Genomic DNA, 22,535 nt, shown 5'->3' with positions numbered 1-22,535 from the left:
CAAGAACTCTGAGGTCGGTCATGCAAGCTGCCTTTATCCGTTCGCCGATCGCTTTCGTATTGCATGCCGTTGGCCTTGCCGGGCTGATGCTCGTCTACCAGCAGATGCAGTTGCCGCTCTACGTGAGCGTGCCGTCCTATCTGTTGCTGGCGTTATGGCCCTGGCTGGGGCCCTGGCAGCGCCGTGACGAGCCGGTGCAGGCGTCCCAGCAGAAAGCGAGCGGCGACTTCGTCGAACTCAGTCGCGGACTGTCGCGGCATACCTGCCACAACGCGCTGTCCGCGGCCAAGGTCGCCCATGCGGTCAAGCACCTGGCCGAGCGCCTGCAATCGCAACTGGCGGCCGTGCAGCAGGTCAGCCAGGCCGCCGAGGCCATCACCCATACCGAGCAGGACAGTGCCGCGCGCGCCGAGCACACTCTGGCCGCTGCGCAACATGTGCGCGAGGCCAGCGCCAACGGCCAGGCTGAGCTCACCCAGGCCATCGAACGCATGCAGCAACTCAGTGCGCAGACCCTGGCCAGCCGCGAGCTGATCGATGGCCTGGGCAGCCGTACCGAGCAGATCGAGCAGGTCACCCAGGTCATCCAGTCCATTGCCAGCCAGACCAACCTGCTGGCGCTCAACGCGGCCATCGAAGCCGCCCGTGCCGGGGAGATGGGCCGAGGCTTTGCCGTGGTCGCCGACGAGGTGCGCAACCTCGCCGCGCGTACTGCCAGTGCTACCGGGGAAGTCAGCCAGATGGTCGCCGACATCCGCCAGCAGAGCGCCGCGGTGGTCGCCCATATCCAGCGACAGAGCGTCGAGCTGGAGCAGGCTGCGCAGCAGATCGAAACGGCCGGCAGTCGTTTGCATGGCATCGCCGACCAGGCCGAGGAAGTCGAACAGCAGGTGGCGCAGATCAGCGCCGGCACGGCGGACAACCACCAGCGCCTGGCCAGCCTCTCGGCCGCCGCCCTGCAACTGCAGGACGACGTGCAGGGCAGCGAGGGGCAGACGCGGCAACTGGCCGATGCGGCCGAGCACCTGGTGGGCCAGGCCGAGACGGTCAGTGAGCAGCTCGCCGAAGTGGGCCTGGACGACTACCACCAGCGCGCCTATGACCTGGCCCGCGAAGGCGCCGCCGCCATCGCCGCGCAATTCGAGCAGGATCTGCAGAGCGGACGCATCAGCCTCGATGACCTGTTCGATCGCCGTTACCAGCCGATTGCCGGCACCCAGCCGCAGAAGTACCGCACGCGCTTCGATCAGTATGCCGACCAGGTGCTGCCGGCCTTGCAGGAGCCGCTGCTCAAACGCCATGAAGGGCTGGTGTTCGCCATTTCCACCACGCCGGAAGGCTATGTGCCGACTCACAACGCCGCGTTCAACCACCCGCCCAGTGGTGACCCGGCCGTCGATGCCACCCGCAGCCGCGGCAAGCGCCTGTTCAATGACCGCACCGGCATCCGTTGTGGCAGCCACAAGCAGGCGCTGCTGCTGCAGACCTACATGCGCGATACCGGCGAGCTGATGCATGACCTGTCGGTACCGATCATGGTGCAGGGCAAGCACTGGGGTGGTTTGCGCCTGGGCTACCGGCCGGAGCCTTGAGTTGTTTGCGTTCTGCTGAGCGCCGCTTGAAAGCTGGTGCGCATGGCGCACCCTACGGCCTGGCCTGAGCCATGGCTAAGCGTGAGGGTGGATTGTTTAGTCTGCGTATAACCAAGCGTATGAAAAACCCGATTTAACGCACGTCAAGCCCTGTGCGACGCTGCCAAACCATGATCTCCCTGGCCTGCCAAGTCCATGTTCCGCTGTACCGCGCTCCTGCGCGGAGGCGCTTGTTGGAGCGGTTAAACCCGCTGCTGACGATCATCCTCGCCTTCTGGGCGCTGTGGCATTGCCGCCACGCTCGCCCGCCGGACGCCGTCCCCGCCCGCTGAATACCGATGGCTGCGCCATGCCCGCAGCCGCTGCTATCACCTTGTCTGCCTGTGCAACCTGTTCAAGAATCGAACGGGCCGTGCGGACACCGAGCGCCCAACTGGCGCAAGCGAGCGCAACATGACGACTTTCGCCCCCGTGCAGGAAGCTCAGGACTTCCTGACGAATAATCCCGATATCGAGCTGATCGAGCTGTTCATCCTCGACGCCAATGGCGTGCCGCGCGGCAAGCTGCTGCACCGCGAAGAGCTGCTGGCGCTGTACCAGAGCGGCCGGCCGCTGCCGAGCACTATGCTCGGCCTGTCCATTCAGGGCGAGGATGTCGAGGACTCCGGTCTGGTCTGGGAGGTGGGCGACATCGATTGCCGCGCCTACCCGCTGCCCGGCAGCCTGGTACGCCTGCCATGGCGGCAGATGCCCACCGCTGCCGTGCAGGTGTCGATGCACCCGACCGAAGGCCTGCCGGCCACGCCGGCCGATCCGCGCCAGTTGCTGATCCGGGTGATCGAGCAACTTGAGGCCGAGGGTTATTACCCGGTGATGGCCTGCGAGCTGGAGTTTTACCTGCTCGACCAGAAGCGTGATGCCGAGGGTCGCCCGCAGCCGGCGCTGGACGCTGATGGCGGCCGCCCACGGCAGACCCAGGTCTACGGTCTGCGTGAACTGGAGCAGATCGAGCCGTTCCTGCGCGATCTCTATGCCGCCTGCAAGGCGCAGGGCATTCCCGCGCGCACGGCGATTTCCGAATACGCCCCCGGCCAGGTGGAAATCACCCTGGAGCACGGCCCGGTGCTGGCGGCGATGGATCAGGCGGTGCGCTACAAGCGCCTGGTCAAAGGTGTGGCGCACCGCCACGGCATGCAGGCCTGCTTCATGGCCAAGCCGTTCGATCACCTGGCTGGCACTGGCATGCACATGCACGTCAGCCTGGCCGATGCACAGGGCAACAACCTCTTCGCCAGCGAGGATCCGGCCGGCACGCCGCTGCTGCGCGAGGCCGTAGGCGGCATGCTCGCCAGCCTGCTCGACTCGCTGCTGCTGTTCTGCCCCAACGCCAACTCCTACCGGCGCTTCCAGGCCAACAGTTACGCGCCGCTGGCGCCGACCTGGGGCGTGGATAACCGTACCGTCAGCCTGCGCGTACCGGGTGGGCCCGCCAATACCCGGCATGTCGAGCATCGTATCTGTGGCGCCGATGCCAACCCCTATCTCGCCGCGGCGGCGATTCTTGCCGGGATTCACCGTGGCATTCGTGATCACCTCGATCCCGGTGCGCCGATCGAGGGCAATGGTTACGCCCAGGCCAAGGAGCGCCTGCCCACCGAGTGGTCGGCGGCGATCCATGCGCTGGAGCGCTCCGACTGGGCGCGTGATGCCTTTGGCGCCGACTTCCTCAAGGTCTTTCTCGCGGTCAAGCGCGCTGAGTATCGCCAGTTCATGGGCGAAGTCGGCGAGCAGGATTGGCGCTGGTACCTGAGCAACGCCTGAGGGCATGAATTGAAAAGCTCGCGGCTAAAGCCGCTCCTACGAAGCGTGCACCCCATGTAGGAGCGGCTTCAGCCGCGAATTCTCCGGATTTACTGGTGCGCACGGCGCACCCTACGGCGGTGCCGCCGCTACAAGGATTTTGCAATGAACGCGATCAATCAACCCGTCAAACCCGCCGCTGAGCGCGCGCCGTCGTACTACTCGGCCTCGCTCAACTTCGAGAGCGATTACCCGACGCTGCAAGGCAGCGTGACCGTCGACGTGGCCATCATCGGCGGCGGTTTCACCGGCATCGCCACGGCCGTGGAGCTGGCCGAGCGCGGCCTCAAGGTCGCCGTGGTGGAAACCAACAAGGTCGGTTGGGGTGCCAGCGGGCGCAACGGCGGCCAGGTCACCGGCAGCCTCTCCGGCGACGAGGCCATGCGCAAGCAGATGCGCAACACGCTGGGCGATGAAGTGGATGACTTCATCTGGCACCTGCGCTGGCGCGGCCACGAAATCATCAAGAACCGCGTGGCCAAGTACGGCATCGACTGCGACCTCAAACACGGCCACCTGCACACGGCGATGAAAGCCAGCCATATGGACGAGCTCAAGGCGACCTACGACGAAGCGCTGCGCCGTGGCATGGGTGACGAGGTCACCCTGCTCGACGCTGCTGGTGTGCGTGCACAACTGGGCAGTGACCTGTACTGCGGTGCGCTGAAGAACACCCGCAACATGCACCTGCACCCGCTCAACCTGTGCCTCGGCGAGGCCAAGGCTGCCGAGAGCCTGGGCGCGCTGATCTTCGAACACTCCGAGGTGCTGGATATCGTTCACGGTCCGCGTCCGGCGGTGGTCACCACGGGCGGGCGTATTGAGGCCAAGCAGGTGCTGCTGGCCGGCGATGTCTACCACAAGCTGGAGCGGCGCAAGCTCAAGGGCATGATCTTCCCGGCCATGGGCGGCATCGTCACCACCGCGCCGCTGGGCGCCGAGCTGATCGAGGCGATCAACCCCTATGATCTGGCGGTGTACGACTGCCGTTTCGTGCTCGACTACTACCGCCTCACCGGCGATGGCCGCCTGCTGTTCGGCGGTGGCGCCAACTACTCCGGGCGCGACTCACGCGACATCGCCGGCGAGCTGCGCCCGTGCATCGAGCGCACCTTCCCGCAGCTCAAGGGCGTGCAGATCGACTTCCAGTGGAGCTGCGCCATGGGCATCGTGATGAACCGCATCCCGCAGTTGGGCAAGCTCTCGTCCAACGTCTGGTACTGCCAGGGCTACTCCGGCCACGGGGTGGCGACCACGCACATCATGGGCGAGATCATGGCCAAGGCCATCACTGGCGACCTGGAGCAGTACGACACCTTCGCCGCCTGCAAACACATCAAGGTGCCGCTCGGCGACCAGCTCGGCAACCCGATGCTGGCGGCGGGCATGTGGTACTACCAGATGCTGGAGAGGTTGCGCTGAGAGTCGCGCATCAGGCCATATCGCTCTGGCTGAACTCCTCGGCGAGGAAGTCGATCAGGGTGCGTACCGACGGCAGCAGGCCGCGCCGCGAGGGGAAGATGGCGTGGACGATGCCGCACTTGGGTGCCCAGCCTGGCAGCATCTCCACCAGGCTGCCGGCGGCCAGGTCGTCGCGCACCGCCACGCGCGGCAGGTGGACGATGCCGACACCCGCCAGCGCACCGTCGCGCAGGGCGCGCAGGTCATCGGTGATCATCCGTGGCCGGTGCGTGATCACCTGCTTGCCATCGTCCGGGCCGAGCAGCTCCCACTGGTATTCGCGTTGCGCGCCGCCCCAGTGCAGGCTCGGCAGGCGGCCCAGTTCCTCGGGGTGAAAATCCTGCGGTAGCGCGGCCAGCAGATCCGGGTGGCCGACCAGGCACTGGGTACTGGCGGCGAGCACCTTCATCACCATGTCGGTGTTTTCCAGCGGCGGGAAACGCACCCGCAGGGCCACGTCGAAGCCTTCGTGGAGCAGATCCACGCGGCGGTTGGTGCTTTCGATATACAGCTCCACCAGCGGGTACTTGAGCATGTAGCGGGTCAGCATCGGCCCGACCCAGGAATTGAGCAGCGTCGTCGGGCAGGCCAGGCGCACCAGGCCGCGCGGCTCGGCACGGTTGCGCTCGATCACTTCCGCCGCGCCTTCGGCCTCCACGCGCATGGCAAGGCAGCGCTGGTAATACTCCTGACCGATCTCGGTGAGTGACAGGTGCCGGCTGGTGCGGTGCAGCAGGCGCACGCCGAGGCGCTCCTCGAGCTCGGCGATGCGCCGGCTGAGCTTGGACTTGGGCATGTCCAGCGCGCGCCCCGCCGCAGCGAAACCGCCATGCTCCACCACCTGGGTGAAGTAGTAGAGGCTGTTGAGGTCTTCCATTGATCGTTCTCCAAATAGAACGCTAGAGGCAATTTTCGCAGTCTAGTCGCTTGAAGGTCTCGAATTTAATCTTTCTTCCATGCAGTGACGCACTGCTGAACGAAACCCAACGCACCGCATCGCCGGTCACCATTGAGAACAATTCGAGGACTTCACCATGACCAACGCCACCTACAACCGCCTGGACAAAGACAACGCCGTCGTACTGCTGGTCGACCACCAGGCCGGTCTGCTGTCCCTGGTTCGTGACATCGAGCCGGACAAGTTCAAGAACAACGTGCTGGCCCTGGCTGACCTCGCCAAGTTCTTCAACCTGCCGACCATCCTCACCACCAGCTTCGAAACCGGCCCCAACGGCCCGCTGGTTCCCGAACTGAAAGAGATGTTCCCTGACGCGCCGTACATCGCCCGCCCTGGCCAGATCAACGCCTGGGATAACGAAGACTTCGTCAAGGCGATCAAGGCCACCGGCAAGAAGCAACTGATCATCGCCGGTGTGGTCACCGAGGTGTGCGTGGCGTTCCCGGCCCTGTCGGCCATCGAGGAAGGCTTCGACGTGTTCGTGGTGACCGATGCCTCGGGCACCTTCAACCAGATCACCCGTGACTCCGCCTGGAGCCGCATGACCCAGGCCGGCGCACAGCTGATGAACTGGTTCGCCGTGGCCTGCGAGCTGCACCGCGACTGGCGCAACGACGTCGAAGGCCTGGCCAAGATCTGCTCGGATCACATCCCGGACTACCGCAACCTGATTACCAGCTACAGCGCGCTGACCGCCGGCAAGTGATCCTCGGCTGAAACGCAACCGGAGCCTGCATGCAGGCTCCGGTTTCGTCTGTCCAGCTCATCCGCCGCGCTGCGCCTGCAGGAACAAGGCAAACAGCTCCGACTGCGACTTGATCCCCAGCTTGCTGTAGACGTGCTTGCGGTGCACCTTCACGGTCTCCGCCGAGATGGCCAGCTTGCGCGCCACTTCCTTGCTGGAGTGGCCACTGAGCATCAGCCGCACCACTTCCAGTTCGCGCCCGGTCAGTGCCGTTTCCAGTTGCCGGGCCATCTGTTCCAGGCGCTCCTGCCAGGGCGGCGGTGCGCTGGGTTCGCCGGGCTCCGGTTCGAAGGCCAGGCGTTGGCGCATCAGCGCGGTGACCCAGGGCTGCACCAGGCTGAGCAGGGCGATCTGTTCCGGGCGGAAGGCCTGGCGCGAGCCCAGCGACAGGCACAGGGTGCGCTCGCCGGGCAACGGCAGGTTGATCTGTACCTCGTCGGCCACCACGTTGAGGCTGAAGTAACGACGGAAGTAGTCGGTCTGCTCGAAGCATTCCGGGGCCACGTCGGCCAGGCGCACTAGACCGTCGCGGCGACCTTCGCGGCTGGCGATGTAGAAGGGGTCGAGCAGGTACAGGCCGCGCAGGTAGTCCTGGAACAGCAGGTCGGGCTCGCCGTCGTCGCCGGCGCATTCGGCCAGCACCTGCGGTCGCCCCTCGCTGAAGATCAGCGCCACCCAGCTGTCGTGCGCCACGTACTGCCCCAGCGTGCGCACCAGGGCGCGCCAGAAGTGCGAGCTGGGCAGGGCGTCGATGAGTTCGCCTACGCTGCGGTGAAAGGCGATGTCGTGCAAGGTCATGGTCATGCCTCTACCCCCCGGGGGTTACCCCACGTGCGTGATTTCGCCCGGGCGACCCTGTCTCCATACTCGAACCCTGGCGGATGGCTGTCGGCATTCTGGGTAGCCGCCGCGCGCCGTGCAACAACAAGAATCGGAGCCCTGTCATGCAAGTCGAACTCGTCCAGCTCGCTGGCCGCGATGGCGATACCGCCCACAACCTCGCCGCCGCGCTGCAGGCCATCGCCGGTTGCGCCGCCGATACCCGCCTGGTGGTATTCCCGGAAACCTACCTGACCGGCTTCCCCACCGCCGAGAACATCGCCGCCCTGGCCGAGCCGCTGGATGGCCCGAGCCTGCAGGCGATCCGCCGCGCCGCCCGCAAACGCAACCTGGCCGTGGCCATCGGTATCGCCGAGAACGACAACGGCCGCTTCTACAACACCACGGTGCTGCTCGACGGCGACGAGCTCGTGCTCAAGTACCGCAAGACCCACCTGTGGGCATCGGATCGTGGTGTGTTCGAGCCGGGCGACCGTTACGCCACGGCGCTGCTCGATGACGTGCGCGTCGGCCTGCTGGTGTGCTTCGACATCGAATTCCCGGAAAGCGCCCGCGCCCTGGGCGAGCTGGGTGCCGAGCTGCTGATCGTCACCAACGGCAACATGGATCCCTACGGACCGACCCATCGCACCGCGATCATGGCGCGGGCCATGGAGAACCAGGCCTATGCGGTGATGACCAATCGCGTCGGCGAGGGCGACGACGGCCTGGTGTTCGCCGGCGGCAGCGCGGTGGTCGACCCCTCCGGCAATCTACTGCTGGAGGCCGGACGTGAGCCATGCCGGCAGACCATCGTGCTGGACTTCCAGCGCCTGGCCGAGGCGCGTCGCGATTACCGCTACCTGGATGAGCGACGCATGCCGATGCCCGGCCAGCGTGTCGAGCACGACAGTGGTTTGCGTGAGCTGCTGATCCCCTGACTTTTCTCAGAACCTGTTCACGATCTCGCGAGCTAGAGCCATACAAGGCAAAAACAGGCGAGGACGCGGAGTTTACGAGCTGTAAATGAGCAGTCCGAGCCTGTTTTTAACGCAGTAAGGCCGACGCGCAGCAGATCGTGAACAGGTTCTTATAGACGGGCGCCATCGATGCGCCCGCTGCGGCCCTGCCGCGCGTTTTTTGCCGACTTCGGCTCTGCCATAACAATTTAAAAAACGGGAGTAGCAAGTAATGGCTCGTCTGCAACGATCCCTCTCACTGGGGGCGGTGGTGCTCTTCGGCATCGCCTACATGACACCCATCATCGTTCTTGGCACCTTCGGCATCCTCGCCGAGATCAGCCGTGGTGCGGTGCCCGCGACCTATGTCGCCGCCTCGCTGGCGATGCTCTTCACCGCCCTCAGTTACGCACGTATGGCCGCGTTGTTCCCGGTGGCCGGCTCTGCCTACAGCTACGTGCGCCGTAGCATCAACGATCACCTGGGCTTTATCGCCGGCTGGTCGGTGCTGCTCGACTACCTGTTCCTGCCCATGGCCATCTGGCTGATCGGCGCGGCCTATCTGCACTCGGCCTTCCCCGAGGTGCCGCAGGCGCTGTGGGTGCTGACCTTCATCCTGGTCACCAGTGTGATCAACGTGATCGGTCTGCGCCTGGCCAAGGGCATCAACGGCGTGCTGATGCTGGTGCAGTTCCTCGTGCTGCTGGCCTTCGTGGCACTCTGCGTGCACTACGTATTGGGCGATGCCAGCAAACCGCTGTGGTCGCTTGAGCCCTTCATCGGTGAGGGCATGAACCTGTCGCTGATCATGGCTGGTGCGGCAGTGGCCTGCTACTCCTTCCTCGGCTTCGATGCGGTCAGCACCCTGACCGAAGAAACCCATGAGCCGCAGCGCACCATCCCGCGAGCGATCCTGCTGATCACCCTGATCGGCGGCCTGATCTTCGTGGTCACTGCCTACTTCGTGCAGCTGGCGCACCCGTCCACCGTGTTCGAAAGCAGCGATGCGGCGGCCTACGAGATCGCCCGCAACATCGGCGGCGATGTGTTCGTGTCGTTCTTCCTCATCGGCCTGATCGTTGGCCAGTTCACCTCGGGCCTGTCGGCCCAGGCCAGTGCCTCACGTCTGATGTTTGCCATGGGCCGTGACGGCGTGCTGCCGCGTGCCCTGCTCGGCACCCTGAGCCCGCGTTTCGGTACACCGGTGGGCGCTATCGTGGTGTGCGCAGTGGTGGCCTTGCTGGCGCTGAAGCTGGACGTCACCACCTCGACCTCCTTCATCAACTTCGGCGCCTTTTTAGCCTTCAGCCTGGTCAACCTGGCGGTGATCGTGCACTTCACTCGCCAGCCACAGGCGCGCGGGGCGTTGCAGGTGCTGCGCTACCTGCTGTGCCCGCTGATAGGCTTGCTGGCGACGCTGTGGCTGATGGTCAGCCTGGATCGTCTGGCGATCATGCTCGGCTGCGCCTGGCTGGTGATCGGTGGCCTGTACCTGGCTTGGCTCACCGGAGGCTTCCGTCGCCGTCCGCCGGAGTTGCACTTCGATCCGGATGCCTGAGTAGTGGTGCCGTCGCCGGGCCGGATTCGCGCTCGGCGACGAAGGTCACAGGCCCAGAGCCATCGGCATTGAGCTGCAGGATGCGCTTGGGCCGGCCCTGATCGTCGAAGAACACCTGGCCGAGCCCGGCGCCGTTCCACAGGCGTTCGCCGGAGCGGCTACGGTCGGGAATCAGCGGCGCGACGCGCATGCGCCGGCGTTTGGTCAGCCAGTTGAGTGGCGACCAGGGCGCATAGAGCCAGCGGTTGAGGCGGTCGAACCAGTCCAGCAGCTCGGCCGGGAATTCGTTCTTGATGCCGCTGCTGGTGATCTGCCAGATGGTCGGGCTGGCGCGACGGTGGCGGATGCTCACGCGGTAGACGAAGGAGTAGTGGACGTCGCCGGAAAGGATGACGAAGTCCCTCGGCGTACGTGAGTGGCGGAAGATGTTCAGCATCACGCTCGCCGCGCCGCGATGGGCCATCCAGTTCTCCGCGTCGACCATTAGTGGGTGGCCGGCGAGGGTGAAGAGTTTCTGGATACCTTCGATCAGCTTCACGCCGAACATCGGCGCTGGCGAGACGATGATGCAACTGGGGTGATCGAGGAGCGCCTGCTGGAATTCGCACAACGCCTCCCAATCCATCAGCCCCGAGGGCTTGGACAGGTGCCCCTCGCTGCGCCAGCGCCGCGTGCGGGTATCGAGCACCAACAAGGCCGGCGTGGTGGGCAGCACGTAGTGCCAGTGCTCGAAGTGCAGCAGGGTGTCGAGCAGTTCGTCCTGTGCCTTGGCATGCAGGTGGTTGTCCTGTCGTTCCTTTAACAGCTTGGAGCAGGCTTGTAGCGGCTCCTCGAATGCATCCGGATGGTTGCCCCAGCCCTGACACAACAGGTAGGCGAGCAGGGCGTTGCCGATGATGCGCTTGGAGAAGGGGTGGCCGTAGGCGGTCTCTTCCCAGCGTGCGGAGAGGTTCCAGTCATCGGTGACGTCGTGGTCGTCGAAGATCATCAGCGTCGGCAAGTGCGCGAGTACGCGGGCAACCTGGCCGAGGTTCTGGCGGAAAGCGTCGATGCGCTGGCGCTCGTCGGCGTAGCGTTGCTGCTGTTCTTCGTTCAGCGGCGGCTGGCTTTCCTCGATCAACGTCCAGGGTACCGGCGACCAGACCAGCAGGTACATGGCGATCATTTCGGCGAAGGTCACCAGGTGGTTGTCGGCGCTGCTGCTGGTGAAGATGGGTTTCTCCACGCCGCCGAAGAACTTGTCGCGCAGGGTCTGGTTACTTTTGAGCGCCGGCAGCAGATCGGCGCGCTGGTAGTAGCCGACCGGGTTGGCGTAGAGCGCCTGGCTGTCCTCGACCACGGCGCCTTCGAGCCACTCGTCGAACAGACCGAGGCGGGCGATCAACTGGTGGATGGCGCAGAGCATCGGCCCGGCAACGTCGTCGACGTAGACCTGGTCGCCGCTCATCAGCAGCAGGGCCGGGCGCTGTGCGGGATCGGCCTGTTCGGCCAGCAGGCGGTCGGCGCAGAGCAGGCCGTCGGCCGCCGCATGATGCGGTTTGCGGCAGGAGCCATGGAGCAACTGGTCGACCCGTGAGCGCAGGACGAAGTCGGCGTGTTCGGCGCCGTCGTAGAGCAGGTGCGGTGCCCAGTCGGCCAGGTTGCGTGCGACGTTGTCCTCGACGATCTGCAGGTCATAGGCGATGCGCACGTCCTGCGGCAGGGTCTGCTCCAGCGGCAGGTCGATCAGGTGCAGCACAGCATGGCGCCCCAGCGGCAGGCGCTGGCAGTGTTCATCGAGGCTCAGGCGGCGTTGCGCTTCGCCCTCGGCTTGCAGCCACAGCTGCAGGTTCAGTTCGCGACTGGCCACCAACCACAGCACCAGGCGGCCGGGCTCCAGGCGCCGCAGCAGCGGGCCGGCGAGTACGTCGGGCAACGGGGAGCGAGGGCTATCGGACATCGCAGCGGTACTACCTGAAGGAAACGGGACAGGCCTTGGACAGTGGCAGGACGCCAGCTGTTCCTGAGTGGCTTCAACCTGGCGTGAAGGCCTGCTCGATACCCTGCGAATATGTGGTTCAGGCGCGATTGGTGATCTGCAACAGATTGCCTTCCGCGTCCGTGCCGTCGCAGAAGCACAGCGACTCGGCGCTGCCGTGCAACTTGCCCATCTGGACGCCAAGGCCGATCAGGCGTTCCCGCTCGGCGGCAACCTCGGGTGTATGGAAGCAGAGTTTGATCGATGCGCCAGGTGTGCGCGTGCCCTTGTGAAAGCCTATACGGGTGCTGGGCGAGCCAGGGAGCCCGACATCCACGAAGGTGCCCTCGGTTGCCAGGATTTGCAGGCCGAAGGCGCTGCAGTAGAAGTCTGCAAGCGCTCGCGGTCGAGGGCTGAACAGGATCACGCGGTTCAAGTTCATGGAAGGGCTACCGGAGGTTGGCCTGAAAAGTGGCAGCAGTATCGCGCACAGCTCGATGCGTCGAAAACAGTGCTCAGCTCTCCGCTGCCTTGCGCAGGCGTGCCCGGTCGAGGATCTCGATCTCGCCGTAGGTCAGGCGCACGATGCCCTGGGCTTCCAGCTCCTTGAGGATCTGGTTGGTGGTCTGGCGTGACAGCGAGAGCATCAACGCGAGTTGTTCCTGGGCCAGGTGCAGCACCTGGCGCGGCTCGCCTTCGCCGTAGTTCTCGGCGATCAGCAGCAGGCGCCGGGCCAGGCGTGGAGCGGCTGGTAGCAGGCTCATCTCCTCAAGGGCGATGAAGGCCATGCGCAGTTTCTGGCTCATCAGCAGGGCAAAGTCGCGCCAGTGCTGCGGCTGACGTTCGAGCAGGGCGAGCAGCTCGGCCTGCGGCAGCAGCAGCAGGGTGCTGGCGCTCTCGGCGAAGGCGTCGTGGGTACGCGGCAAACCGTCGAACAGCGAGATTTCGCCAAACCAGTAGGGCGGCTCGACCAGGATCAGCAACGCTTCCTTGCCGGTTTCGCTGACCGCGCCAACGCGCACTGCCCCTTCGATCACCGCATACAGTCCACTGGGTTTATCGCCGCGGCGGAACAGACGCTGACCAGCATCGAATTGCTGTACCTGGGCCATGTCCAGCAGGGCCTGTTGCAGTTCGTTCGGCAGCCCGGCGAACCAGTGGCCCTGGCGCAGTGCAATGAGAAAAGGGGAGGAATCGGGCATTACAGCTCCTGGCGGTGATGAAGGCTGCATGGCGATCCCTGCCATTGTCGGCTAGCTGACAGAGCGGCGGCCGGGCTCGGGGTGATGATGGCCTGGCCTATTTCCGCACATGAGGACGATAACAATGAAAACCCTCGTCGATCACCTGGCGCAGTATGCCGCCTACCATCGCGACCGGCGCAATATCGCCAGTCATTTCATCGGCATCCCGATGATCGTGCTGGCCGTTGCCGTGCTGCTGTCGCGGCCGGGTTTCGAGGTCGCTGGTCTGTGGCTGGCGCCGGCTACGCTGACGGCTCTGGCGGCGGCGGTGTTCTACCTGCGCCTGGACACCCGTTTCGGTCTGCTGATGACCGCGTTGCTGGGTCTGTGCCTGTGGGCTGGCACCGTGCTGGCGGTCGCCTCCACTGCGCTCTGGCTGACGGCAGGTATCGGCCTGTTCGTGGTGGGCTGGATCATCCAGTTCGTCGGTCACTACTACGAGGGCCGCAAGCCGGCATTTGTCGACGACGTCATGGGGCTGATCGTCGGCCCGCTGTTCGTGGTCGCCGAACTGGCTTTCCTGCTTGGCCTGCGCAAGGAGGTCGAGCATGCCGTGGTGGAAATCGCCGGCCCGACCTGCATTCGCGAGAAGAAAGCGCTGGCTTGATGCTGGCCAGCCAGGCGGTAGGGTGCGCCATGCACACCGAAACCCTGGCGTGTGTCACCGATGCGCGCGGCGCACCCTATGGTGTGCCGCTGCTTTCTCGTTTTAGCCGCGACGACTAGAACATCGCCATCCACTGCGTGGTCAGCGAGCGTGCGTGGCGATCCACGGTGATGGGGGCGAACGGGCGGCCGGAGACGCTCGCCAGGGTATTGCTCTGGCTGTTCATGTCCGCCAGCGCCGTGCGCAGGTAGCTCCAGCGGGTCTGCAGCCGCGTCACCTGCGGATCGGCCTTTTCATCCAGTGCATTGAGCTCGTTGTCGATGGCCGGCAGCAGCAGGCGCTCGTCCTGGCCGAGGTAGGTGTCGGGTTGTTCGCGGGCGATCTCGAAGGTGCCCAGGTAGGAGCGGCTGAGGTACTGCACGCTCAGGTATTCGATCTTGGCGGCCAGTTCACTCGGTTGTTCGCCTGCCGGCAGTGCCCGTGCGGCGCTGAGAAAGTCGCGCAGGGCGCGGCTGAGGTCTTCCGGGAAGCGCCAGGGTACGTTGTCGTCGCCGGGGCCATAGGAAACACCGTTACGCAGTTGGGTAACGAGTGCCTGGTGAGCGCTGGTGAGCTCGGCGCTACCTTGTGGCAGGCTCTGCATGGCGCCGGCCAGAGCGGTCAGATCCGCTTCCAGGCGTTGTTGATGGGCTTTCTGAAAACCCTCGCCACGTAACAGCATGAGGCTGCTGGTGGCTCGGCTGGCGTGAATCTGGATTTGTTCCTGGGGGCTGACGGCCTCGGCATAGGCCAGCGGTGAAAGCCCGACGAAGAGCCCTAGCATCCAGAGAAAAGCATGACGCAACAGTGCTTTACAGCGCATCCGGGGTGCTCCTTGTTATTGTTGTGAGCAGTCAGGGAATAGGCGCAACGATGACGCAGGGCCAAGACTACTGCGTCGTTGAGTCTGGGGCATGACCCGAAAGAGTGATTTCGTCGGAAATCGCCGCCGTTCAGCGCATCCTGCGCCACCTGGCATTCATCTGCTGGACGCGTCATCCCGCCTCGTTGGCGGGATAGGGCGGTTGAACGGCTCTACGACTGCTCTGCTGTTTTCGCCAGGGCGCGCAGGTAGTCGGTGCTGAAGGTGTCGGCCGGGAAGAAGGTTTCCAACGCCAGTTCGGCGAGCGTCACGTCATTGGGCGTGCCGAATACGGTGGTGGTGCTGATCAGGCTCAGTACGCCGCTTTCGGTCTGCAGCAGCACCGGCATCAGCACGGCTTCGCTGACCGGTTCGCTCGGCGCGTCCGGCGCCGGGTAGCCGCGCAGTTCCTCCAGCAATTCATGCAGGCCGGCGTCGCCGCTGATTTCCGCATCGCGCTGCAGGCGCATCAGCAGGTGCGCGCGCCATTGCCCCAGGTTGATGATGCGTGGCGCCAGGCCCTCCGGATGCAGTGACAGGCGCAGCACGTTGAGCGGTGGGCCGAGGAGAAAGTCCGGTACGCCGGCGAGAAAGGGGCCGACCGAGGCATTGGCCGCCAGCAGGTTCCACTGCCGGTCGATGGCCAGCGCCGGGTAGGGTTCGTGAGCCTTGAGCAACTGCTCGATGGCCTGGCGTGCGGTGCTCAACGCCTGATCCGTCAGTTCGTGCTGGCTGTACAACGGCGCGTAGCCGGCGGCGCCGAGCAGGCGATTGCGTTCGCGCAGGGGGATTTCCAGTTGCTCGGCCAGGTGCAGCAGCATCTCCCGGCTGGGATGGGAGCGGCCGGTCTCGACGAAACTCAGGTGGCGTGTGGAAATCTCGGCCTCGCAGGCGAGGTCGAGCTGGCTCAGGCGGCGCCGCTGGCGCCATTGGCGCAACAGGGCGCCGGCGGTCTGGGAGTTGGTATTCATGGCTTGCACGATAGTGCAGTGAGGTCATCGCGGCCATTACCTGGCAGGTAATCGACGTGCTTTGGCGTGGCACGGATTCTAGAAACACGCACCAATCCCGGTGCCTTTCTGGAGAAACCTCATGAGCCACGTGCAACCTTCCCCGCTGCTGCGTAACGCCCTGCTGGCCGACGGTCTGTTGGGCATCTCCACCGGCCTGCTGCTGGTACTGGGCGCCAATTGGCTGGCCGGCTTCCTTGAACTGCCGCGCCTGCTGCTGATGGCCAGCGCACTGATCCTGCTGCCACTGGGCGGCCTGCTGTTCTGGCTGTCACGGCAGTCGCAATTGCACCGTCAGGCGGTGTGGGCGGTGATCAGTCTGAATACGCTGTGGGTGATCGAGAGTGGGCTGTCGCTGCTGCTTGGCTGGATCGAGCCGAACCTGTTCGGCTACGTCTTCATCATTGGTCAGGCGGTGGTGGTGGCGCTGCTCGCCGAACTGCAGTGGTTCGGTTTGCGCCAGTCGCGTGCGCTTGCGGTATGAGGGGAAACGCCAGGTCGGCCCGGAGCTGGGTGACAGCTCCGGGCAACCGGGTGATCAGCTGGCCGGGTTGGCGACCGGCTTGCCACCCTTGGGCTTGAAGTACAGGGTGGTGCCACGGCCCAGGTTGTTCAGGCTCAGGTGATCCTTGGCCACTTCGGCCTCGATCAGCTCGTCCTGGCCTTCGACCTTCAGGGTGATACGGGTGATCGCGCCGAGCAGGCGGATATCACGCACCTCGCCAGCCTTGTGCTCCGGGCTCGGCTCGCTGGACAGATCGACCTCGTGCGGACGGAACAACACGTGGTGATCGTTACCCACGTACAGGCGGTTGGCGTCACCGAGGAAGTGGTAGACGAAGTCGCTGGCCGGGTTCTCGTAGACTTCGGCCGGGGTGCCGATCTGCTCGATCACGCCCTTGTTCATCACCACGATGCGGTCGGCCACTTCCATGGCTTCTTCCTGGTCGTGGGTCACGAACACGCTGGTCAGGTGCACTTCATCGTGCAGGCGTGCCAGCCAGCGGCGCAGCTCCTTGCGCACCTTGGCGTCGAGGGCGCCGAAGGGCTCGTCGAGCAGCAATACTTTCGGCTCCACCGCCAGGGCGCGAGCCAGGGCGATACGTTGGCGCTGGCCACCGGAGAGCTGCTCCGGGTAGCGGTCGCCGAGCCAGTCGAGCTGCACCAGGTTGAGCAGCTCGTGCACCTTCTGCTTGATCACATCTTCGCTCGGGCGCTCGCGCTTGGGTTTCATGCGCAGGCCGAAGGCGACGTTGTCGAACACCGTCATGTGGCGGAACAGCGCGTAGTGCTGGAACACGAAGCCGACGTTGCGATCACGCACGTCGTGGTCGGAAACGTCTTCGCCGTGGAAACCGATGGTGCCGCTGTCCGGGGTTTCCAGGCCGGCGATGATGCGCAGCAGGGTGGTCTTGCCGCAGCCGGACGGGCCGAGCAGGGCGACCAGTTCGCCACTCTGGATGCTCAGGTTGATCTCGTTCAGCGCCTTGAACTGGCCGAACTGCTTGTTGACGCCTTTTACTTCGATACTCATGGCTAATGCCTCTGCTAGTTCTGTGGGCCGGGCCGCATTGCTGCGGCGCAACGGCTGTCAGTCATCTCGGTTGGCTTGCAACTGGCGGCTCAGACGCGCCTCGCTCCATTGGCGAAGCAGCAACACGACCAGGGCCATGACGAGCAGCAGGATCGCCACGCTGAAGGCAGCGACGATGTTGTACTCGTTATAGAGAATCTCGATGTGCAGCGGCAGCGTGTTGGTGTAACCGCGGATATGCCCGGAAACCACCGATACTGCGCCGAATTCGCCCATCGCTCGCGCGGTGCACAGCACCACGCCGTAAATCAGCGCCCATTTTACGTTAGGCAGCGTGACATGCCAGAACATCTGCCAGCCATTGGCGCCGAGCAGACGTGCAGCCTCTTCCTCGGTGGTGCCCTGTTCCTCCATCAGTGGGATCAGCTCGCGAGCGACGAAGGGGAAGGTGACGAAGATGGTCGCCAGGACGATGCCTGGTACGGCGTAGACGATCTGCAGGTTGTGGCTGTCGAGATAAGGCGCGAGATAGCTCTGCGAGCCGAACAGCAGCACGTAGATCAGACCCGCGACCACTGGCGACACCGAGAACGGCATGTCGATCAGGGTGATCAGAATGCTCTTGCCGCGGAACTCGAACTTGGTCACTGCCCAGGCGGCGGCAACGCCGAAGACCAGGTTCAGTGGCACCGAGATGGCGGTGGCGAGCAGGGTCAGCTTGAGTGCGGAGATGGCGTCCGGCTCGCTGATCGCCTGCCAGAAGAACTCCAGGCCACGGCTAAGGCCCTGGCTGAGCACCATGTACAGCGGCAGCAGCAGGATCACCGCGAACACCGCCCAGGCGACGACGATCAGGGCGATGGCGCCGGGGGAGCGACTGGCCGGACGCGCAGCCGCGTTCTTGCCGAGGGTTGCAAGGCTCATGACAGGCTCCTCAGAGTTGCGGCTGGATGCGGCGCTGCAGGATGTTGATCAGCAGCAGCAGGATGAACGAGACCACGAGCATGATCACGCCGATGGCGGTGGCGCCCGGGTAGTCGTACTGATCCAGCTTGGAGACGATCAGCAGCGGCAGGATCTCGGTCTTCAGCGGGATGTTGCCGGCGATGAACACCACCGAGCCGTACTCGCCGACACCACGGGCGAAGGCCAGGGCGAAGCCGGTCAGCCAGGCTGGCAGCAGGCTCGGCAGCAGCACGTGGCGGAATACCTGCAGCGGCTTGGCGCCCAGGCAGGCGGCAGCTTCCTCGACTTCCTTGGGGATATCGGCCAGCACCGGTTGCAACGTGCGCACCACGAACGGCAGGGTGACGAACACCAGCGCCAGGGTGATGCCCAGCGGGGTATAGGCGATCTTGAACGGGAACAGCGAACCGATCAGGCCGTTGGGTGCGTACAGCGCGGTCAGCGCGATACCTGCGACGGCGGTAGGCAGGGCGAACGGCATGTCGACCATGGCGTCGATGATGCGCCGGCCGGGAAAGGTGTAGCGTACCAGTACCCAGGCGATGATGGTGCCGAGAATGCCGTTGAGTACGGCCGCTGCAAGGGCGGTGCCGAACGAGAGTTTCAGCGAGAACTGCAACTGGCGGTTATTGAGCAGTGCCCACCATTGTTCACTGGTCAACTGGAAAGAGAAGAGGAACATCGCACCCAACGGGATCAGCACGATCAACGCCAGGTAAGTGAGGGTGTAGCCCAGAGTCAGCCCGAAGCCGGGTATGACCGAGGAAGTTCGACGAGACATAAGGTGTCCTTTGGCTCAGGTCCGCGATAAGAGCCTGTTAAAAGTCTGCTGCGCGTCGGCCATGCTGCGTTGGAACTGGATTCAGGCTGCTCATTTACCCGCGCCTTCACCCAGTTCCGCCTTGTCTGGCTCTAGCTCGCAAGCCTTTTAGCAGGCTCTAAACAAGGCTCTCCATCCCGGAGGATGGAGAGCCCGAGCGATCAAACCGGTATCACTGGTTGATCTTGGTGAAGATCTGATCGAACACTGCGCCGTCGCCGAAGTACTTCGGCTGGGCTTCTTTCCAGCCGCCGAAATCCTTGTCGATGGTGACCAGCTTCAGATCCTGGAACTGATCCTTGAACTCGGCTGCAACGGTGGCGTTACGTGGGCGGTAGAAGTGCTTGGCGGCGATACGCTGGCCTTCTTCGCTGTACAGGTGCTCCAGATAGGCTTCGGCTACGGCGCGGGTGCCTTTGCGATCGACGTTGGCATCGACCACGGCGACCGGTGGCTCGGCGAGGATCGACAGCGACGGGGTGACGATCTCTAGCTGATCGCCGCCTTCTTCGGCCAGCGACAGGTAGGCCTCGTTTTCCCAGGCCAGCAGCACGTCACCCAGGCCACGCTGAACGAAGCTGATGGTCGAGCCGCGTGCGCCGGTATCGAGTACCGGAGCGTGACGGTACAGCTCGGTCACGAACTCCAGGGCTTTCTCTTCGCTGCCGAACTTCTCGCGGGCATAGGCCCAGGCCGCGAGGAAGTTCCAGCGAGCGCCGCCGGAGGTTTTCGGGTTCGGGGTGATGACTTCCACGCCATCTTTGACCAGGTCATCCCAGTCCTTGATGCCTTTCGGGTTGCCTTTGCGCACCAGGAACACGATGGTCGAGGTGTAAGGGGTGCTGTTGTCGGCCAGGCGCGACTGCCAGTTCGGATCGATCAGCTGCTGGTTGAGGTTGATCGCGTCGATGTCGCCGGACAGGGCCAGGGTCACCACATCAGCGCGCAAGCCGTCGATCACTGCGCGGGCTTGCTTGCCCGAGCCACCGTGGGACTGCTGGATGCTGATGGCAGGGTTGCCCTTGGACTGCCAGAACTTGTTGAAGGCAGCGTTGTACTCGACGTACAGCTCGCGGGTCGGGTCGTAGGACACATTGAGCAGGGTCTGTGCGGCGGCCGGGCCGGCGATCAGGGTGCTGGCCAGCGCGGCCAGGGCGAAACGACGAATGGACATGGTGCAGCTCCTAACTGGCTAAATTCTTGTGTTGGCGTATTGGGTGTCAGGTGAGGCGAACTTTTTCGAGCCCTCTGGTTGTCCAGTCGGGCTGCATCATGTGTCAGCTGTTCTTGGTGCTCGGTTGTTGCAGGCGAATCTTTTCCTTGCGCTCGATCTGTACGACCTGGCCGTTGTGCACGGTGATTTCCACCGAGCCAAATTTCAGGCCATTCAGGGCGGTCTGGATCTCGCGCAGGATGCTGGCTTCATCCTGACCTTCGAGGTTTCTCAGCGTCGCAGTCATTTCCAGGCTCCTTATGAATAGGTCGCCACGGCGGCGGGATGGATTACCGACGCTGGCGTGGAGCGGATAGTAGAGAGACCGAAATATTCTTAAAAATACTGTTTAAGAACATTTATATGGTTTTTTGGAATATATGGGTGGGTCTGCTGCCACTGATATGTGGAATAAGCAAATAAGTTCTTATTCTTTTTCGAATTCATTCCTGCTGCCTAGACTGTCGTCATTCGATTCATGGAGGTGCCGTCATGGGCAGCGAAGCAATCCGTTATCTGATTCTGCCGGGCTGGCAGGGCTCGCCCGAGGAGCACTGGCAAAGTCATTGGCAGCGCAGCCTGCCCAATAGCGCGCGGGTCGAGCAGGCCGACTGGCTCAACCCCGAGCGAGGTGACTGGGTTGCCGAGCTGAACCGTGCGGTGGCGGCTGACCCGCGCCCTGCGATTCTCATCGCTCACAGCCTTGGTTGCGTCACCGTGGCGCACTGGGCCGCGCAGGCGCCAGTCGATTTGCTGCGCTGTGTACGCGGTGCTCTGCTGGTTGCACCGGCCGATGTCGAGCGCCCGGGTTGCCCTGAGCCGCTGCAGAATTTCGCGCCGATCCCACGTGATCTGTTGCCGTTCCCCAGCCTGCTGGTGGGTTCCGATAACGATTCCGCCGCCAGTGCCCTGCGTGCCATGGAGCTGGCACGTGCCTGGGGCAGCGAAGCGGCGATTCTGACCGGTGCCGGGCATATCAACGTCAAGTCCGGGCACCGTTATTGGGAGCAGGGCTTCGGTTACCTCTATCGCCTGCAAGGGCGGATAGAACAGCAGGCGCGGTTGCGCGCCTGATCCGGCTTTTACAGCGCCGACTATTTCCAGGGCGGGATCGGGCCAGGCAGCCACCCGCTCTTTTTTATGGCCGCCATCCATGGCGGCCACCCTTCGGGCCGTTGTGGGGCAACTTAAAAATTGCTCCAGGCAATGTTTTATTCGTGAGCAGGCTGCGTGTTGAAGAGCAGCGGCTATGGAGCTGGACGTCATGGACTTTTCACAACACTTTCCAGCGCCGCTGACTTTTGCCGACTCGGACAAGAGTCCGCTGAGCATCCGGGCCAAGGCGCTGGTCTTCGTCGACGAGCGTTCGCGCCAGTTGCGCGAGCGTGCCGAGGTGCTGGCGGGCAATGGCCTGCCGTTGCTGATCCTCGGTGAGACCGGTACGGGCAAGGAGTTGCTGGCGCGTTATATCCATCGTCACAGCGAGCGCGGTGGGTTGTTCGTGGCGGTTAGTTGCGCGGCGATCAGTCCGCAGTGGGGCGAGGCGGAATTGTTCGGCCACGCGGCCGGCGCCCATGTCGGATCCGGTAGCAGTCGTGCCGGCTGGTTCGGTTCGGCCAATGGCGGCACGCTCTATCTGGACGAGATCGCCGACCTCTCGCGGCCACTGCAGAGCAAGCTGCTCAGTGCACTGGAAACCCGCGAGGTCTATCGCGTTGGCGCCAGCCAGGCGCTGCCCGTGGACGTGCGCCTGGTGGCGGCGAGCAGTATCGACCTGTCCCGGGCGGTAGCCGCCGGCACCTTCGATGAGCGTTTGTACGCCTACCTGTGCGACGGCCAGTTGCTGTTCCCGGCATTGCGTCAGCGGGTCGGCGATATCCTGCCGCTGGCCGAATACTTTCTGGGCATTCATGCCTTGCGCCTGGGTCTGGCCATCCCGTCGATCAGCGCGGCAGCGCAGGCCGTGCTGGAAGCACACCGCTGGCCAGGAAATACCCGCGAGCTGGAGAACGTCATCCACTTCGCCCTGCTGCTGGCAGGCGAAAGTGAGATCGAGCCCGAGCATCTGGAATTGCCAGGCGTCGCGTAACCTGAGTCACTTGAGCCCCGGGTTTCATCCGGGCTACGAGTCATCTGTAGGGTGCGCTGCGCGCACCGGCTATCCCTCGCTCGAACAGATGTACGCTCCGGTGCGCGCGGCGCACCCTAAGGGTTTCGTGAGTGTCCGGACTTCATCGGTGTTACGAGCGCCGTAGGGCGGACTCAGGAGCCTAGGCGAACAGTCCGCCAGTTTGGCGTCGCAGGCCAGGGGCGCGGCGCACTGCTTCGCGA

The 22,535-nt window shown here is 64.2% G+C and carries 22 protein-coding genes; 10 read left to right on the top strand and 12 right to left on the bottom strand.

Annotated elements, in window-relative coordinates; translation table 11 throughout:
- Nucleotides 1–20 precede the first annotated feature (20 nt).
- The 3 genes from HS968_RS24635 (at nucleotide 21) to HS968_RS24625 (ending at nucleotide 4,874) form a co-directional block, all read left to right on the top strand.
- Nucleotides 21–1,592: a methyl-accepting chemotaxis protein gene (locus HS968_RS24635; protein ID WP_182369111.1), complete on the top strand. Its 1,572-nt coding sequence runs from the start codon at nucleotides 21–23 to the stop codon at nucleotides 1,590–1,592.
- 453 nt (nucleotides 1,593–2,045) lie between these two features.
- Nucleotides 2,046–3,413: a glutamine synthetase family protein gene (locus HS968_RS24630; RefSeq protein WP_179623012.1), complete on the top strand. Its 1,368-nt coding sequence runs from the start codon at nucleotides 2,046–2,048 to the stop codon at nucleotides 3,411–3,413.
- Nucleotides 3,414–3,557: 144 nt separating this feature from the next.
- Nucleotides 3,558–4,874 (top strand): NAD(P)/FAD-dependent oxidoreductase, encoded by a 1,317-nt coding sequence (locus HS968_RS24625; RefSeq protein ID WP_182369110.1) that lies wholly within the window; start codon nucleotides 3,558–3,560, stop codon nucleotides 4,872–4,874.
- Nucleotides 4,875–4,884: 10 nt separating this feature from the next.
- On the opposite strand, the gene HS968_RS24620 is transcribed toward HS968_RS24625, so the two are convergent.
- Nucleotides 4,885–5,790 carry a LysR substrate-binding domain-containing protein gene (locus HS968_RS24620; protein WP_182369108.1) on the bottom strand — a complete coding sequence of 302 codons (906 nt, stop codon included), beginning with the start codon at nucleotides 5,788–5,790 and terminating at the stop codon, nucleotides 4,885–4,887.
- Between the two features lie 157 nt (nucleotides 5,791–5,947).
- On the opposite strand from HS968_RS24620, the gene ycaC reads away from it, so the two are divergent.
- On the top strand, nucleotides 5,948–6,577 hold the full coding sequence (gene ycaC / locus HS968_RS24615; RefSeq protein ID WP_013717727.1) for an isochorismate family cysteine hydrolase YcaC: 630 nt from the start codon (nucleotides 5,948–5,950) through the stop codon (nucleotides 6,575–6,577).
- Nucleotides 6,578–6,634: 57 nt separating this feature from the next.
- On the opposite strand, the gene HS968_RS24610 is transcribed toward ycaC, so the two are convergent.
- Nucleotides 6,635–7,420: a helix-turn-helix transcriptional regulator gene (locus HS968_RS24610; protein WP_182369106.1), complete on the bottom strand. Its 786-nt coding sequence runs from the start codon at nucleotides 7,418–7,420 to the stop codon at nucleotides 6,635–6,637.
- Nucleotides 7,421–7,560: 140 nt separating this feature from the next.
- Here HS968_RS24610 and HS968_RS24605 point away from each other — a divergent pair, with 140 nt between their 5' ends.
- On the top strand, nucleotides 7,561–8,376 hold the full coding sequence (locus tag HS968_RS24605; protein ID WP_182369104.1) for a carbon-nitrogen hydrolase family protein: 816 nt from the start codon (nucleotides 7,561–7,563) through the stop codon (nucleotides 8,374–8,376).
- A gap of 250 nt (nucleotides 8,377–8,626) precedes the next feature.
- Complete coding sequence (locus HS968_RS24600; protein ID WP_119694002.1) at nucleotides 8,627–9,952, top strand: APC family permease; 1,326 nt, start codon at nucleotides 8,627–8,629, stop codon at nucleotides 9,950–9,952.
- Here the strand turns inward: HS968_RS24600 and HS968_RS24595 are convergent.
- From HS968_RS24595 to HS968_RS24585, 3 genes are all read right to left on the bottom strand, one after another.
- A complete protein-coding gene (locus HS968_RS24595) occupies nucleotides 9,897–11,891 on the bottom strand; it encodes a metallophosphoesterase family protein (RefSeq protein WP_119694003.1) in 1,995 nt (664 codons plus the stop codon). The two genes, HS968_RS24600 and HS968_RS24595, sit on opposite strands and share 56 nt — an antisense overlap.
- Nucleotides 11,892–12,009: 118 nt before the next feature.
- Nucleotides 12,010–12,351 carry a VOC family protein gene (locus HS968_RS24590; protein WP_119694004.1) on the bottom strand — a complete coding sequence of 114 codons (342 nt, stop codon included), beginning with the start codon at nucleotides 12,349–12,351 and terminating at the stop codon, nucleotides 12,010–12,012.
- Nucleotides 12,352–12,424: 73 nt separating this feature from the next.
- Complete coding sequence (locus tag HS968_RS24585) at nucleotides 12,425–13,111, bottom strand: Crp/Fnr family transcriptional regulator (RefSeq protein ID WP_119694005.1); 687 nt, start codon at nucleotides 13,109–13,111, stop codon at nucleotides 12,425–12,427.
- 124 nt (nucleotides 13,112–13,235) lie between these two features.
- Here HS968_RS24585 and HS968_RS24580 point away from each other — a divergent pair, with 124 nt between their 5' ends.
- A complete protein-coding gene (locus tag HS968_RS24580; RefSeq protein ID WP_119694006.1) occupies nucleotides 13,236–13,760 on the top strand; it encodes an Mpo1 family 2-hydroxy fatty acid dioxygenase in 525 nt (174 codons plus the stop codon).
- 115 nt (nucleotides 13,761–13,875) lie between these two features.
- On the opposite strand, the gene HS968_RS24575 is transcribed toward HS968_RS24580, so the two are convergent.
- Together HS968_RS24575 and HS968_RS24570 are read right to left on the bottom strand one after the other, a co-directional pair.
- Complete coding sequence (locus HS968_RS24575) at nucleotides 13,876–14,622, bottom strand: hypothetical protein (protein WP_119694007.1); 747 nt, start codon at nucleotides 14,620–14,622, stop codon at nucleotides 13,876–13,878.
- A gap of 212 nt (nucleotides 14,623–14,834) precedes the next feature.
- The gene (locus HS968_RS24570; RefSeq protein WP_119694008.1) at nucleotides 14,835–15,632 is read right to left on the bottom strand and encodes an MmyB family transcriptional regulator; all 798 of its coding nucleotides are present in this window, start codon (nucleotides 15,630–15,632) and stop codon (nucleotides 14,835–14,837) included.
- Nucleotides 15,633–15,753: 121 nt separating this feature from the next.
- On the opposite strand from HS968_RS24570, the gene HS968_RS24565 reads away from it, so the two are divergent.
- Nucleotides 15,754–16,155, top strand: coding sequence for a hypothetical protein (locus HS968_RS24565; protein ID WP_119694009.1), 402 nt, complete (start codon nucleotides 15,754–15,756; stop codon nucleotides 16,153–16,155).
- Nucleotides 16,156–16,209: 54 nt separating this feature from the next.
- On the opposite strand, the gene HS968_RS24560 is transcribed toward HS968_RS24565, so the two are convergent.
- From HS968_RS24560 to oscA, 5 genes are all read right to left on the bottom strand, one after another.
- Entirely contained in the window at nucleotides 16,210–17,205 is a 996-nt protein-coding gene (locus tag HS968_RS24560) for a sulfate/molybdate ABC transporter ATP-binding protein (protein WP_119694010.1), read from the bottom strand.
- 57 nt (nucleotides 17,206–17,262) lie between these two features.
- Nucleotides 17,263–18,129, bottom strand: a complete 867-nt coding sequence (gene cysW / locus HS968_RS24555) for a sulfate ABC transporter permease subunit CysW (protein ID WP_182369102.1) — start codon at nucleotides 18,127–18,129, stop codon at nucleotides 17,263–17,265.
- 10 nt (nucleotides 18,130–18,139) lie between these two features.
- Nucleotides 18,140–18,952, bottom strand: a complete 813-nt coding sequence (gene cysT / locus HS968_RS24550) for a sulfate ABC transporter permease subunit CysT (RefSeq protein ID WP_099526692.1) — start codon at nucleotides 18,950–18,952, stop codon at nucleotides 18,140–18,142.
- A gap of 211 nt (nucleotides 18,953–19,163) precedes the next feature.
- Nucleotides 19,164–20,165 carry a sulfate ABC transporter substrate-binding protein gene (locus HS968_RS24545; RefSeq protein WP_119694013.1) on the bottom strand — a complete coding sequence of 334 codons (1,002 nt, stop codon included), beginning with the start codon at nucleotides 20,163–20,165 and terminating at the stop codon, nucleotides 19,164–19,166.
- Between the two features lie 103 nt (nucleotides 20,166–20,268).
- A complete protein-coding gene (gene oscA / locus HS968_RS24540) occupies nucleotides 20,269–20,451 on the bottom strand; it encodes a sulfur starvation response protein OscA (protein ID WP_119694014.1) in 183 nt (60 codons plus the stop codon).
- A 245-nt stretch (nucleotides 20,452–20,696) separates the two neighbouring features.
- Here oscA and HS968_RS24535 point away from each other — a divergent pair, with 245 nt between their 5' ends.
- Together HS968_RS24535 and HS968_RS24530 are read left to right on the top strand one after the other, a co-directional pair.
- Nucleotides 20,697–21,278 (top strand): RBBP9/YdeN family alpha/beta hydrolase, encoded by a 582-nt coding sequence (locus HS968_RS24535; RefSeq protein ID WP_119694015.1) that lies wholly within the window; start codon nucleotides 20,697–20,699, stop codon nucleotides 21,276–21,278.
- Nucleotides 21,279–21,468: 190 nt separating this feature from the next.
- The gene (locus tag HS968_RS24530) at nucleotides 21,469–22,293 is read left to right on the top strand and encodes a sigma 54-interacting transcriptional regulator (protein ID WP_182369100.1); all 825 of its coding nucleotides are present in this window, start codon (nucleotides 21,469–21,471) and stop codon (nucleotides 22,291–22,293) included.
- The last annotated feature ends 242 nt before the right edge of the window (nucleotides 22,294–22,535 follow it).

It is taken from the genome of Pseudomonas berkeleyensis, from assembly GCF_014109765.1.
GTDB classification, from domain to species: Bacteria; Pseudomonadota; Gammaproteobacteria; order Pseudomonadales; family Pseudomonadaceae; genus Aquipseudomonas; species Aquipseudomonas berkeleyensis.
This window is presented reverse-complemented; position numbering and strand designations above follow the sequence as displayed.